The sequence below is a fragment of the Methylomonas sp. DH-1 genome, assembly GCF_046097555.1.
Lineage (GTDB): Bacteria > Pseudomonadota > Gammaproteobacteria > Methylococcales > Methylomonadaceae > Methylomonas > Methylomonas koyamae.
On record NZ_CP143089.1, the window covers coordinates 2291575 to 2304967 of the forward strand.

At 55.0% G+C, this 13393-nt stretch carries 14 protein-coding genes and 1 tRNA gene; 13 read left to right on the plus strand and 2 right to left on the minus strand.

Annotated elements, in window-relative coordinates; translation table 11 throughout:
• Window positions 1-32 precede the first annotated feature (32 nt).
• The 4 genes from VXJ35_RS10620 to VXJ35_RS10635 all read left to right on the plus strand — a co-directional run bounded on the left by VXJ35_RS10620 (window position 33) and on the right by VXJ35_RS10635 (window position 2525).
• Window positions 33-350: a hypothetical protein gene (locus VXJ35_RS10620; protein WP_082880880.1), complete on the plus strand. Its 318-nt coding sequence runs from the start codon at window positions 33-35 to the stop codon at window positions 348-350.
• A 40-nt stretch (window positions 351-390) separates the two neighbouring features.
• The gene (locus VXJ35_RS10625) at window positions 391-1152 is read left to right on the plus strand and encodes a complement resistance protein TraT (RefSeq protein WP_082880881.1); all 762 of its coding nucleotides are present in this window, start codon (window positions 391-393) and stop codon (window positions 1150-1152) included.
• 150 nt (window positions 1153-1302) lie between these two features.
• A complete protein-coding gene (gene ychF, locus VXJ35_RS10630) occupies window positions 1303-2394 on the plus strand; it encodes a redox-regulated ATPase YchF (RefSeq protein WP_064021530.1) in 1092 nt (363 codons plus the stop codon).
• 54 nt (window positions 2395-2448) lie between these two features.
• Window positions 2449-2525: transfer RNA gene (locus VXJ35_RS10635), tRNA-Met, on the plus strand.
• A gap of 96 nt (window positions 2526-2621) precedes the next feature.
• Here VXJ35_RS10635 and nadB read toward each other — a convergent pair.
• The gene (gene nadB, locus VXJ35_RS10640) at window positions 2622-4274 is read right to left on the minus strand and encodes an L-aspartate oxidase (RefSeq protein ID WP_231914890.1); all 1653 of its coding nucleotides are present in this window, start codon (window positions 4272-4274) and stop codon (window positions 2622-2624) included.
• Window positions 4275-4403: 129 nt separating this feature from the next.
• Between nadB and rpoE the strand changes: the two genes are divergently transcribed.
• The 9 genes from rpoE to VXJ35_RS10685 are packed head-to-tail and all read left to right on the plus strand — an operon-like array spanning window position 4404 to window position 12463.
• On the plus strand, window positions 4404-4994 hold the full coding sequence (gene rpoE, locus VXJ35_RS10645; protein WP_064021531.1) for an RNA polymerase sigma factor RpoE: 591 nt from the start codon (window positions 4404-4406) through the stop codon (window positions 4992-4994).
• Window positions 4995-5004: 10 nt separating this feature from the next.
• Window positions 5005-5511, plus strand: coding sequence for a sigma-E factor negative regulatory protein (locus tag VXJ35_RS10650; protein WP_064021532.1), 507 nt, complete (start codon window positions 5005-5007; stop codon window positions 5509-5511).
• Between the two features lie 4 nt (window positions 5512-5515).
• Complete coding sequence (locus VXJ35_RS10655) at window positions 5516-6457, plus strand: MucB/RseB C-terminal domain-containing protein (protein WP_064021533.1); 942 nt, start codon at window positions 5516-5518, stop codon at window positions 6455-6457.
• Window positions 6458-6496: 39 nt separating this feature from the next.
• A complete protein-coding gene (locus VXJ35_RS10660; RefSeq protein ID WP_064021534.1) occupies window positions 6497-7900 on the plus strand; it encodes a DegQ family serine endoprotease in 1404 nt (467 codons plus the stop codon).
• A gap of 13 nt (window positions 7901-7913) precedes the next feature.
• The gene (gene cysK / locus VXJ35_RS10665) at window positions 7914-8822 is read left to right on the plus strand and encodes a cysteine synthase A (RefSeq protein WP_064021535.1); all 909 of its coding nucleotides are present in this window, start codon (window positions 7914-7916) and stop codon (window positions 8820-8822) included.
• 40 nt (window positions 8823-8862) lie between these two features.
• The gene (locus tag VXJ35_RS10670; protein ID WP_064021536.1) at window positions 8863-10110 is read left to right on the plus strand and encodes a hypothetical protein; all 1248 of its coding nucleotides are present in this window, start codon (window positions 8863-8865) and stop codon (window positions 10108-10110) included.
• On the plus strand, window positions 10103-11164 hold the full coding sequence (locus tag VXJ35_RS10675) for a hypothetical protein (protein WP_064021537.1): 1062 nt from the start codon (window positions 10103-10105) through the stop codon (window positions 11162-11164). Before VXJ35_RS10670 ends, VXJ35_RS10675 begins: the two co-directional genes overlap by 8 nt.
• Before the next feature lie 31 nt (window positions 11165-11195).
• Complete coding sequence (locus tag VXJ35_RS10680) at window positions 11196-11867, plus strand: hypothetical protein (protein WP_231914891.1); 672 nt, start codon at window positions 11196-11198, stop codon at window positions 11865-11867.
• A 53-nt stretch (window positions 11868-11920) separates the two neighbouring features.
• Window positions 11921-12463, plus strand: coding sequence for a hypothetical protein (locus VXJ35_RS10685; protein ID WP_064021539.1), 543 nt, complete (start codon window positions 11921-11923; stop codon window positions 12461-12463).
• On the opposite strand, the gene VXJ35_RS10690 is transcribed toward VXJ35_RS10685, so the two are convergent.
• Window positions 12460-13374 (minus strand): carbohydrate kinase family protein, encoded by a 915-nt coding sequence (locus VXJ35_RS10690; RefSeq protein ID WP_064021540.1) that lies wholly within the window; start codon window positions 13372-13374, stop codon window positions 12460-12462. The two genes, VXJ35_RS10685 and VXJ35_RS10690, sit on opposite strands and share 4 nt — an antisense overlap.
• Window positions 13375-13393: the final 19 nt, after the last annotated feature.

Sequence of the window (13393 nt, forward strand, 5' to 3'; positions counted from 1 at the left end):
TTAGGTTCCCTTGGTTTCTGGGAGGAGATCGAATGAAACAAATGTTACCGAAAGGCGTGTTATCGCTGGCATTGGTATTGGCAAGTTGGTCGGTGCAAGCCGACCAGGCCAGCGACATGCAAAAAATGCTCAACGATCAGGTCATGGCCAAGCCATTCAGCGTTGAAGACGAGGCCAAACTCAACAGCTACATCGAAGAAGCGACCAAACGGGGTACGCCGCCGAAATCGGAACCCAGCAAATATTGGCGCCGCGGCTACACCTGCAACGATTTGCGGCGTTACTCTTGGAACGATTACCGCGATTGCAGCTACTACTACCGTTATTACGGCTATTATTGGCCGTATTGATTTCTAGTTTATTTTTGGATCATTTCATTTGGAGATACAGATGGCTATTGCTCGAAACACATTCATGAAACTTGCCGGTGCGGCGGCTATAGCCGCAATGTTGGGCGGGTGTGCCGCCGTACACACTTCGATCGCCAAAAAGGACCTGGACGTCCAAACCAAGATGAGCGATACGATATTTCTCGACCCGGTCGGGCCGGAACAACGCACCATTTTTCTCGATGTGCGAAATACTTCGGACAAAGCCAATTTCGACGTAATGTTGCCGGTAAAACAGGCCTTGCAGTCCAAAGGCTACATCATCTCCAACGATCCGGAAGCGTCGCATTATTGGTTGCGAGCCAACGTACTCAGCGTCGATAAAGCCAGTCCGACCGCAGCGGAATCGGCGCTACATTCCGGATACGGCGGCTCGTTGGCCGGTGCGGCGGCCGGTGCGGCGATCGGCGGCGGCTTGGGCGGTTGGTCCGGAGCCGGTATCGGCGGTTTGGCCGGTGCAGCCGTTGGCGGCGCAATCGAAACCATCGCCGATGCTGCCGTCAAGGACGTGACTTATATGGTAGTCACCGACATCGAAATCGCCGAAAAAGCCAAAAGCGGCGTCGTGATCAGACAGGACAGCCAACAGGACGCCAAACAAGGCATCGGCGGTTCGCGCCGGCAGACTTCGTCCGAAGTCAGCGATCGCAAAAAATACCGCACGCGTATTGTCAGCACCGCCAATCAGGCGAATTTGGAATATGAAGAGGCGGCTCCAAGCTTAACCTCGGGCCTGGTTAGATCGATCTCCGGTTTGTTCTAAACCGCTTTTGCTTCAGCCGATACCTTTTGCTGCCGCTCACGCCGAGCGAGGGTATCGGTTCTCAATTCGTAAAATCGCTGTATAATCCGGCGCCTCTTCAACCCGGCCGTCTTGTGCCGGACGTCCCTGTCAAAATTCGAAATTATTGCTATGGCACTTCATTGCGGAATCGTCGGCCTGCCCAACGTCGGCAAATCAACTCTGTTCAACGCGCTGACTAAAGCGACTATCGCCGCCGAGAACTATCCTTTTTGCACTATCGATCCGAACGTAGGGGTGGTGCCGGTACCCGATCCGCGGATGGACAAACTGGCCGAAATCGTTAACCCGGAGCGGGTTTTGCCCACGACCATCGAGTTTGTCGATATCGCCGGCTTGGTAGCCGGCGCCTCCAAAGGCGAAGGCTTGGGAAACCAGTTTCTCGGCAATATCAGAGAGACCGATGCCATTGTGCATGTGGTGCGCTGTTTTCACGACGATAACGTGATCCACGTGGCCGGCAAGGTCGATCCGATCAACGACATAGAAGTCATCAACACCGAATTGGCCCTGGCCGACATGGCTTCGGTGGAAAAGGCGTTGCAGAAATCGGCCAAGGCTTCCAAATCCGGCAACAAAGACGAGCTGGCCCGGAAACAGGTGCTGGAACGGGTATTGGAACACCTGAATAACGGCGAACCCATCAGGACTTTGGGGCTAAGCGAAGACGAGGCCAAGCTGATCAAGGAATTATGTTTGATCACGATCAAGCCTACCTTATACGTGGCAAACGTGCAGGACGACGGGTTCGACAACAATCCGTTGTTGGACAACGTCAAAGGTTTTGCCGAGCGCGAAGGCTCAAAAGTCGTGCCGGTATGCGCTGCTATCGAGGCGGAGATCGTGCAATTGGACGATGCGGAAAAGGTCGAATTTCTCGCGGATTTGGGCTTGGAAGAGCCTGGGTTGAATCGGGTGGTTCGAGCGGCTTACGAGCTATTGAATCTTTCGACTTATTTCACTGCGGGTGTAAAAGAGGTCAGGGCTTGGACGATCCCGGTCAATGCCTTGGCTCCTCAAGCTGCCGGCGTGATTCATTCCGATTTTGAAAAGGGCTTTATCCGCGCCGAAGTCGTTTCGTACCAGGATTTTGTCAATTACAAAGGCGAGCAAGGGGCAAAAGATGCCGGTAAATGGCGGCTGGAAGGCAAGGAATACAAAGTGCAGGACGGCGACGTCATGCATTTCAGGTTCAATGTTTGACAAGGTTTTGACCCGCCGGTATAATGGCCGCTTGTTTAGTTGAACAAGATTTGTGGCGACATAGCTCAACCGGTTAGAGCGCGGGATTCATAACCCCGAGGTTCCAGGTTCGATTCCCGGTGTCGCCACCATTTAAAATAAAGGGTCTAGGATTCGTCCTAGACCCTTTTTTTATGCCCGGGCGCCGGCTTTTCCAGCCAAGAAGGCTGGGCGGAGCTGTCTCAGAGCTATCGCTTGGCGCTTGAGTTGTCGGGGGCCAGAATGGTATTGGCCGGAGTGCGGCTGTCGTCAGGAGCTGGGTAGTCTTTGGTGTAATGCAGGCCGCGGCTTTCTTTGCGCTGTTGGGCGCAGCGAATGATCAGTTCGGCAACGATGACCAGATTGCGCAGTTCCAACAGGTCGCTGGTGATGCGAAACTGGCCGTAATATTCCGCGATTTCGTCTTTCAGCAGCACTAGTCGATTCATCGCTCGTTCCAGGCGCTTGTTGGTGCGAACGATACCGACATAGTCCCACATAAAGCGGCGCAATTCGTCCCAGTTGTGGGCTATCACCACTTCCTCGTCCGAGTCGCTAACTTTGGATTCGTCCCAGGCGGGTAACGCCGGCGGTTCCGGTAATTGGTCGAAAATTCGGCGGATATCCTGGTTGGCTTGCTCGGCGAACACCAGGCATTCCAGAAGCGAGTTGCTAGCCATGCGATTGGCACCGTGCAGGCCGGTGCAGGCAACTTCGCCGATGGCGTATAAACCCGGAATGTCGGTGCGGGCGTTGGCGTCGGTAACGACGCCGCCGCAGGTATAATGCGCGGCCGGTACCACCGGAATCGGTTGCTGGCTGATGTCGATGTCCAGCTCTAGACACTGCGTGTAAATGGTCGGGAAGTGCTTTTGGATGAATTCCCGGGATTTATGGCTGATATCCAGATAGACGCATTCTATGCCGTGTTTCTTGATTTCGCTGTCTATGGCTCTGGCGACGATGTCGCGGGGCGCCAATTCCATGCGGTCGTCGTAGCGGCGCATGAAGCGTTCGCCGTCGGGTAAGATCAAATGGCCGCCTTCGCCGCGCACTGCCTCGCTGATCAAAAAAGAGCGGGCGGTGGGGTGGTACAGGCAGGTCGGATGAAATTGCATGAATTCCATATTTGCCACTCTGCAGCCGGCCCGCCAAGCCAAGGCGATGCCGTCGCCGGTCGAGATGTGCGGATTGGTCGAGTACAGATAGACCTTATTGGCACCGCCCGTGGCCAGCACCACAACTTTGGCGGCAATCGTCTTGATTTTTCCGGATTTGTTGTCGAGCACGTAGGCGCCGCATATGCCTTGCCGCTCGGCGCCCAATTTGGCTGCCGTGATTAACTCCACTACGTTGTGGTGTTCCAGCAGGCTAATGTTGGTGTGAGCTTGGGCCCGTTCGATCAGCGACAGCGATACGGCTTTGCCGGTGGCGTCGTCGCTGTGTACGATACGGCGATGGGAATGGCCGCCTTCTCGGTTAAGATGTAACTGTTTAACGCCGTCGGCGTCGCGTTCTTCGGTAAAGTTGACGCCCTGAGAGCGCAGCCATTCGATACTTTTTCGGCCTTGGGCGACGGTAAGGCGGACAATGTCCGGATCGCACAGGCCGGCTCCGGCAATTAACGTATCTTCGATATGCGATTCGATCGAGTCGTAGCGGTCGTCGAATACTGCCGAAATCCCGCCTTGGGCATAGTAGGTGCTACATTCGGTCAACGCGAATTTAGCCAGTACCGCAACCTTGTAGCGGTCGGCCAAATGCAGTGCCAGACTTAGTCCGGCGCCGCCGCTGCCGGCAATCAAGATGTCGTAATAGGGTTTGGCGCTTATGGCGGTGTGGCTGTTAGTCAAGGTCGTCAAATCGGTCAGCGAAAGTAAAAGTTCAACCCGGCCTCGAATAATATCTCGTTTTACCGGTCCGGTAATTTTTTTTGTAATGCCAGAACTAATAAGGTTTAATTCTGTCCACTTCAGCAGAAAAATAGAGCAGTGAACGAACAAATAAGCACCACCGAAGATGTCGATCAAAGCCTTGTGCACAGAGTGCAGCAGGGCGACAAAGCGGCCTTCGATCTTCTGGTTTTAAAGTACCAGCACAAGATCGTCCACTTGGTGAATCGTTATGTCAAAGACCCAAGTGAAGCGCAGGACGTGGCCCAGGATACCTTCATCAAGGCATATCGGGCTTTGGGAGATTTTCGCGGTGAAAGCGCGTTCTACACTTGGCTGTACCGGATCGCGATAAACACCGCGAAAAATTATCTTTTGTCGCGTTCCCGCCGCCATTTTGACTACGAGATCGACGTTCAAGATGCGGAGCAAGTGGAAAACGCTCCGCAGCTTAAAGATATAGAAACGCCCGAGCATCAGCTGATGAACGAGCAAATCGTTGCGGTGATTAAATCCGCAATCGAAAATTTACCGGAAGAAATGCGGATTGCAATCACGCTCCGAGAATTCGAAGGGATGAGCTACGAAGAAATAGCGGAGGCTATGGACTGCCCGATAGGCACAGTGCGTTCGCGGATTTTCAGAGCGCGCGAAGCCATTGACCAAAAATTAAACCCGTTGCTCGACTAAAGGTGTATCGATGCAAGAACAAATTAACCAAAAACTATCCCAATTCATAGACGACGAACTGGATGCCGCGCAATCTCTGGAGCTATTGGCAGCGATTCGTGAAGACGATGCGCTGCAGGAGAAGTTGCGGCGCTACCAAATCGCCAGCCAAATATTGAAGAGTAACGAATACTCGGCGGTGAATCGCGATTTTGCCGATAAAATCCACCAGCAACTCCGTCAAGAGCCGATTTATTTCATGCCGCGGCCGAAAACCAATCCGGTCAATTGGCAGAAAGCCGGGCTCGCGGTTGCGGCATCTATCGTGCTTGCGGTGGTCTGGCTGGCCAGTAAAGTCGAACCAAGGCAAAGCAATCCTTTTAACTCGGTTGGCGTCGTGGCCCACAGCGGAACATCGGCCGACGACATGCACGCCCGTTTCAAGGATTATCTGCAAGCTCACGACAATACGCTTTACGTTAATACGGTGCAGGCGGCGCAACCTTATGCGCGGGTGGTCGGCTATCCACAGGAATAGGGACGTGAGAGTATTACTGGCATTTATTATCGGCTTTATCAGCGCGACCGCTGGGGCCGAAAGTCTTACCGCGGTGCAATGGTTGGACAAAATGAATCTGGCGATGAAGACCCTGAATTACCAGGGGACCGTGATTTTCATGAAAAACGGCCAGATAGAAACCATGAAATACCGGCATAGCGTCGACCACGGCGTCGAGCAGGAGCGCTTATCCTCGTTGAACTCGCCGATGCGGGAAGTGACGCGAAAATCCAACGAAGTGACGTGCATATTCAAGGAAACCAGCGAAAAGGTGGTAAACCATCATCCGCTCGACAGTTCGTTTATCATCAACATGCCGAGTAGTCCGGCGTCCTTGGAAAAATCTTACAGTTTGGAACTGGCCGGCCAGGAATCGGTGGCGATGCTACCGGCGCAAATCGTCGCCGCCCAACCGAAGGATGGCCTGCGCTACCCCAGAAAAATCTGGATAAACACACAAAATTTTCTGCCGCTGAAAGTCGAAATTTATGCCCTGGATGGGCATGCTCTCGAACAAGTGATGTTTACCGAGCTAAACACGCAAACCGTTGCCGAAGCGCCGGCCGGCAACGACGCAAGCGATAAGTTCCACACCAAACACATACATAGCGCTCAAGCCGAGCCTTTGGACCAAGCCACTTTCATTCTGAATCACCGGCCGGAAGGCTTCGAGCCGGTGTTTTTTATCCGAAATTCGATCCAGCAATCGCAAAAAGCCGTAGACCATCTGTTAATGAGCGACGGCTTTTCGACCGTTTCAGTGTATTTGGAGTCCAAAGAGTCCGAAGGCATCGAAGGTCTGCATAGCCTGGGATCGGTAAATTCTTTCAGCAAAGTGATAGACAACACGCAGATCACCGTGCTCGGCGAAGTGCCGGCGAAAACCGTCGAATTGATTGCCGACGGTATCGCACTGCGCCATTAACCGTCTTTTTACATTTCAATTCGTACGTTTGGAGATTACATGCTTAATAAGCTGTTTTATGGAATTCTTATAATGTTGTTGTCGGTTAACCCCGGTTACGCCCAATTGCCCGATTTCACGGAAATGGTGAAAACCAACGGCGATGCCGTGGTCAATATCAGCACCACCCAAAAAGCGCCCGATGCCCAAGCCGGGGCCGATCCGCAGCAAATGCCGCAAGACATGCCGCCGGAAATGGAGGAATTCTTCCGCCATTTTTTCCAGGGCCCGGGCCGCGGCTATACGCCGCGGGAAACCAATTCGTTGGGTTCCGGGTTCGTCATCTCCCGTGACGGCTATATTCTGACCAACCATCACGTCGTGAATAATGCCTCGGAGATTGTGGTCAAGCTGAAGGACCGCCGCGAATTGATCGCCAAATTGATCGGTTCGGACGAGAGTACCGACGTGGCGTTATTAAAAGTGGAAGCCAAAGATCTGCCGGTGGTGGAAATCGGTGCGCCGGACCAATTGCAGGTCGGCGAATGGGTATTGGCGATCGGTACGCCCTTCGGTTTCGACCAGTCGGTTACCGCCGGTATCGTCAGCGCCAAGGGCCGCAGCCTGCCGGACGGCAACTATGTGCCGTTTATTCAAACCGACGTGGCGATCAACCCCGGCAACTCCGGCGGCCCGCTGTTCAACATGCAGGGTAAGGTGGTCGGCATCAATTCGCAGATTTACAGCCGCTCAGGCGGTTACATGGGATTGTCGTTTGCGATACCGATAGACGTGGCGATGAACGTTGTCGAGCAAATCAAATCCAAGGGTAAGGTATCGCGCGGCTGGTTGGGCGTACAAATTCAGGACGTTACCCGGCAACTGGCGGAGTCGTTCGGCATGGACCGTCCGCACGGGGCCTTGGTGTCAAAAGTGATTCCCGGCGGTCCGGCCGAGAAAGCTGGAATACAGATCGGCGACATCATCGTGGAGTTCAACGGCCAAATCATCGAAACTTCCGGCGAATTGCCGCCGAGAGTAGGTATGACGCCGGTCGACGAGAAAGCCAAAGTCAAAATTATTCGCCAGGGCGACAAACAAGACATTACGGTAAAAATCGGCTTGTTGCCGGCCCAGCAGGGCGTGGCGTCTGCAGGCCCATCGGCGACCCCGGAAACCGCAGTCAACCGCTTGGGACTGGCGGTGGCCGATCTGACCGCGGAACAGCGCCAACAGTTGCAAGTCGAGAAGAACGGGGTACTGGTACAAAAAGTCGGTAAAGGCATTGCTTTGGATGCCGGCATTCAGCCCGGAGACGTTATTTTGCGGATTCAAAATACCGTGGTGCGCGATGCAGCGGAATTCAACAGCATCGTGGCCAAATTACCGGTTGATAAATCTATTGCGCTTTTGGTACAACGTAACGGCAGCCCGGTGTTTTTGGCTTTCAAAATCGAAAAATAATTGAGGTGACTCAATGCCTGCCGCCAGTAATGTAACCCAATTGATCGGCAACACGCCGCTGGTTAAATTGCACAGAGTTGTACTGGAAAACTCGGCGACGGTATTGGTCAAATTGGAGTCAAGAAACCCTGGCGGGTCGGTCAAGGATCGAATCGGACTGGCGATGGTGCAGGCGGCGGAAAAAAGCGGGCAATTGCGCGGCGGCGGCATTATCGTCGAACCTACCTCGGGCAACACCGGTATTGCCTTGGCGATGGTGGCCGCCGCGCGCGGCTACCGTTGTATTTTGACGATGCCGGAGACCATGTCGGTCGAGCGGCGCCAGCTACTAGCGCTTTACGGCGCCGAAATCGTGTTGACGCCGGGCGCGGAGGGGATGAAGGGGGCGATAGTCAGGGCGCGGGAAATCGTTGCCGACCATCCCGGTTCGTACATGCCGCACCAGTTCGAAAATCCGGCCAATCCCGAGGTGCACCGGCAAACCACGGCACAGGAAATCTGGTCCTCCACCGACGGTCAAGTCGATGCTTTCGTCTGCGGCGTCGGTACCGGCGGAACCATTTCCGGCGTGGCCGACGTGATTAAAAACCGCAATCCGCAGTTCAAGGCGATTGCCGTGGAACCGGCCGAATCGCCGGTCATCTCCGGCGGCAACCATTCGCCGCATAAGATTCAGGGAATCGGCGCCGGTTTCGTGCCGAAGAATTTGGAAGTGGATTTGTTGGACGGCATCGAACTGGTCAGTACCGAGCAGGCCTTTGCGATGCGCAAGCGCTTGATCGAGGAGGAAGGCATCATGGCCGGCATTTCGTCCGGCGCCAGCGTTTGCGCTGCCGTCAGGGTGGCTGCGCAACTGGGCCCCGGAAAAACCGTTGTCACCATCGTCCACGACACCGGCGAACGTTATCTCAGCATGAGTTAAATCCTCCTTTCGTTCCTCGCTGGGCATTAGAACAATAATTATGAACGACACCAGCAGCAAACACCCGCCCGGCGGCCCCGGCTATTTTCTGAATCGGATTCAGACCCTATTCGTCAGCATGTTGCGCATCTGGACGATACCCATCGTACTGATGCTGAGCGTCTCGTCCGGTTTTACCACTTATTACGGCCTGTCGCATTTCATCACGCCATGGATCGCACTGGTCATCACCGTCGCGATCCAATCCATCATCGTGATTTGCTCGTTGGAGATGGCCGGCATCCACTGGAAAGCCAACCGGGTCCGTTACTTTTCGGTGGTGGCGTCGTTGGCGGTGGCGATCGCTGCTTCGATCACTTTTTCCTATTTCAAGTTTTACGAGATCTCCGAGCGCGAAACGCTGCACATCGACCGGCTGAACCAGTTGCGCCAGCAAACCAAGGATTATCTGGATGCGGTATTGCAGATCAAGAGCCAAATTGCGCTGCAACAAAAACAGGATTTGGACAAAGCTTCGCTGGACGCCAGCCAAGCCTATTTCGGCACCCATAACCAAATCGGACCCGGTTACAAAAACCAGGTCGGAGAAGGCCCGTTCTGGCGGCATTACAACCAGATTTACCAGGAAAAAAAGCAGGCGGTTCAACAGCAGGAACAAGCTTTCCGCGAGTTGGACGAACACATCCGCCAACTGCAATTGCATTTGAACCAGTTGGATGCCAGCCGCGACGAAGCCACTTACGCCCAATTTTTGAAGCACTACCAGGATATCCAGTTGGACGTTAACCAATTGGCCAGCAGCGTTGGGGTCGGCTTGCCCGATGCGCCGTTGTTGATGACCTACAAGCAATTCGTCGAGGATGTGAAACCGTCGTTTGCGATGTGGCGCGGATTTTCCTGGTTTGCCTTCGCCTGTGCGGCAATGGTGGATTTTTTTACTGTGCTGCTGTCCTACCGGCTGGAGTTCACCGCTCCTGGACCTTTGACGATGCAGGAGGAAGAATTGGTGTTCGAATGCCTGCGCCAGTTTACCGAATTTCGTATTAATCAGAATGACGAACTGGAAATGGTCATCGAGAAATCCGATCTGGAAAAGGCCCGGCGCTATTCGGATTGGTCGCGCATGTTCGTGGTCGGCCTATTGCTGAGCCGGGGTTTTTTGCGCAAGGTGGACCACCGTAGCGTCGAATTCGCGCCCAATCTGTATCCGTTGGTCGCTGAAAAAATGTCGGACAAAATCGCGGCTTTGAAACAAAAGGCGCTTGCCGCGCCGGCCGGCCATGAATAAGCCGCTGTCCGAACTGGATGCCTGGTTGACCGGCAACGATTTACAGGATGACGTAGGCGCCGATGACGGTTACTGGTTGGCCGGCTTCGATGCCGACCGCCAGGTGGTGCATGTTAAGTTGGGGCCCTACCAAAAATTGTATTTGCGGCCCAAGCAATTCACTAGGCGCTTTTACCATACCCTGTATCCGCTGCCGGTCGAGTCATGGCCTTTCCGTCGGCAAATAAAATTGTTCGAAGATTTCTGCACGCTGGACTTGGCGCTGGATTTGCGGTTTCAGGCGACATTCGATTACGTACTGAAAAACGCCGAATTGTTGCCGGATATCAACGCCCATATCCGTAGCGTCTACGCCGCTTTGGTCGACGATGCCGTCAATCGGGAATTGCAGGGCTTGGCCGACGGCGCCTGGCTCAATACCGGTCTGGCCGACGCTGAAAAACGCATAGCGCAACGAATCAACGAGCTGCTGTCGCAACAGCAAATACAGTGTTTAGCAGTCTGTACCCTCAGCGCCGGTTTCGCCGAGTTTCCCGATGTCCAGTTGGGCCGCGATGCCGTTTACGTCAACGTGCTGAAAAAAACCTTCGAATTGAACCAGACCAAAAATCTGGAACTTTCCCGGCAGCAGCGTTTGATCGAAGAAGAGGAAATTCACGAAAAGCGCCAGCAGTTGGAACATTTGCGGCGTATGATCGATCTGGAACAACAGATGCAGGCGCTCGAAGCCGAAAAGCAGCGGCGGTTGGCGGAGGACAGATTCGAGCAATTGGCTCAGCAACTGGCAATCGAAAAACGGCTGCATGCCGAACAACTGCAGCACGATACCGAATTGCAGGAAATGCGCTTCGAAGCGGAGCTGATCAGCCAGGAAAAGCGCCAGGCCCGGCAACGTATCGCCGAGAGCCGGCAACTGAGCGACCAGTTGGCGCACCGGGCGCTATTGCACGAGCAAGAAGTCTTAGCCGAACTTCGTATGCGGCAGCGGGCGCAAACTTTGATGCAGGAACACGATTTGGCAGAGCCGACAGGAGGCGAGCATGGAGAGGCTTAATTCGACGCGATGGGTTTTGGTATTTGCTGTAATGATGGCGATGTTAAGCGCTTGCAGCGTTAACTCGCCGTTGCAGTTTCGCACCGAAATCGATGCACTGGCCGCTTCCGGCGCAACCGTCGGCAACCGTTTCGTGGTCTTGCCCGGCAATCCGGGCGGTAACGAGCAGGATTTGCAATTTATCGAATTCAAAGGTTATGTCGAGAAGGTCCTGGCCAACCGCGGTTTTAACAAAGCGGCGACGCCTCAGGACAGCGATCTGGTGGTATTTCTCGGCTACGGCGTCGGCCAACCGGAAGTTCACCAATACGCCTACGACGTACCGGTCTGGAACGATTGGGGTTACTACTACCCGTACCGGCGCTCGTTTTATTACCGGGGATTTTATCCGGGCTTCGCCGGCGCCGGTTATGCCCAACGCATCGACACCTACACCACTTTTCGCCGCTACCTGACCTTGGAAGCCTGCGAAACCGGGCCGTATTTGGCGCAGCAGCAACGTAAACAGGTATGGAAGACCAGCGTGCAGAGCAGCGGCGCCAGCAACGATTTGCGCTTGGTATTTCCCTACATGGCTGCCGCGATGCAGGGCTATATCGGCACCAATACCGGGCATATGGTGACGGTGGATATCGACGAAACCGATCCTTTGGCGCGCAGTTTGTTGGGGCCGTTACCAGCGACGCCACTGCCGCCGCGTTAGCCAGACTCGATTCGCCGCAGTAAACCAATAATAACGACAATCAGGAGCTCGCCATGAAAAGATCGACACTTTACCGATACGGGTTGGCCATCGCTACCGGTTTGCTGTGCGGAGCCGCGTTTGCCGCCAAATACAATTTGGAGCCCGGCGATGCGGTGCTGACCAATTGCCGCGACATCTACACCAGAGGCGAAATCAAGGCCAAAGTCGACGACGGTTACACCGTACATTTTCCGAAAAACAGCGGACCTATCCATTGCCCGCCGTTCCGCTGGCATGCCGAATTCGTGTTGCCGTTCCAATCGGTGCCGGAGTACCGACTGCAATTTCTGGGCGGTTTGAAACGCGATATCGTGTTCAAGGTCGGCGAGCCGGTGACGTTTCGGGTGGAAACCGACAAGCGCGTCGTCAAAAACCGGAATTCGATCGATATCGACGCTCAAATCATCGATATCAGCGCCAACGGCGCGATTGCGGTCAAATTGCTCAGTACCGACCCGGAAGCGGCGGCCACGTTCTGGCAATGGATAGGCGGCAATTACGTCGATTTGCGCCACAAATACCTGGATCTGGAGCGGGACAAGCGTTCCCGCTAAGCCATGGCTGCCGGACGCCAGCGTCGCAGCAGCGCGAGCTGTTCGTCGCGGCTGGCCAAGCCGGGTCGGGCGCCCATCCGCGTACAGCATAACGCGCCCGCCGCACTGGCGTAACGCAATAGTTCGGGCCAGGCCAAACCCGCGGCCAAGCCGGCGGCAAAGGCGCCGTGAAACGCGTCTCCGGCGCCGGTGGTGTCGATGGCCGCGACCGGCGGTGCCGCCAATTCGCCTTGTTCGTCACCCATTCGCCAAACCAAGCCGCGTTCTCCCAGCGTGATTACCACGCAAGGCGCGATTTCCGCCAACGCCGTTAACGCTTCGCCAACATTTCCCGAATGCTGAACCGCGAATTTTTCCGAACAGACCAAATAATCCACCTTGCCCATCAAGGCTTGGCTGCCGGCGTGTAACGAACCCGCGTCCAGCACCGACGGTACTTCGCTGGCGGTGGTCTGCGCCAGCAGCTTTAGCGAGAGGTGCGGCTCGTGGCCGTCGCACAAAATTACTTTCGGCCGGATATCGGCGAAGTCCAGGCTTGCTGCCGGCAATGCAGCGGTATCGCCTTTGTAGTTGATCAACGCGCGCTTGCCGTCGGGTTTGACCAATACCGCCGATAGCGGGGTCGGCGCATTGCCGCGGACGATCCAATCGGTATTTACCGCATAGGATTGCAATTCGCGTAAGTGGCTGTCGCCGTAAACGTCGTTACCCAAATAACCGCAGAAGCCGGCCCGGTAACCCAGCTTCGCCACGGCGACGGCAGCATTTGCCGCCGGGCCGCCGCCGCAGCCGAGCAAAGCGTCGGCCACGGTTTTTTCGTCGGCCGCGGGATGGTGCGGCACGCTGAATACCAGGTCGTAGCTGGCGTGGCCGACGCAAAGTACATCCAAAAAAATCGCTGTCTTTTCCATAGTCAAGTGCGGTTAGTGG

Coding starts and splice junctions, on each gene's coding strand:
- VXJ35_RS10620 (WP_082880880.1), top strand. CDS start 33: ATGAAACAAATGTTACCGAAAGGCGTGTTATCGCTGGCATTGGTATTG.
- VXJ35_RS10625 (WP_082880881.1), top strand. CDS start 391: ATGGCTATTGCTCGAAACACATTCATGAAACTTGCCGGTGCGGCGGCT.
- ychF (WP_064021530.1), top strand. CDS start 1,303: ATGGCACTTCATTGCGGAATCGTCGGCCTGCCCAACGTCGGCAAATCA.
- VXJ35_RS10650 (WP_064021532.1), top strand. CDS start 5,005: ATGCAAGAACAAATTAACCAAAAACTATCCCAATTCATAGACGACGAA.
- VXJ35_RS10660 (WP_064021534.1), top strand. CDS start 6,497: ATGCTTAATAAGCTGTTTTATGGAATTCTTATAATGTTGTTGTCGGTT.
- cysK (WP_064021535.1), top strand. CDS start 7,914: ATGCCTGCCGCCAGTAATGTAACCCAATTGATCGGCAACACGCCGCTG.
- VXJ35_RS10670 (WP_064021536.1), top strand. CDS start 8,863: ATGAACGACACCAGCAGCAAACACCCGCCCGGCGGCCCCGGCTATTTT.
- VXJ35_RS10675 (WP_064021537.1), top strand. CDS start 10,103: ATGAATAAGCCGCTGTCCGAACTGGATGCCTGGTTGACCGGCAACGAT.
- VXJ35_RS10680 (WP_231914891.1), top strand. CDS start 11,196: ATGATGGCGATGTTAAGCGCTTGCAGCGTTAACTCGCCGTTGCAGTTT.
- VXJ35_RS10685 (WP_064021539.1), top strand. CDS start 11,921: ATGAAAAGATCGACACTTTACCGATACGGGTTGGCCATCGCTACCGGT.
- VXJ35_RS10690 (WP_064021540.1), bottom strand. CDS start 13,374: ATGGAAAAGACAGCGATTTTTTTGGATGTACTTTGCGTCGGCCACGCC.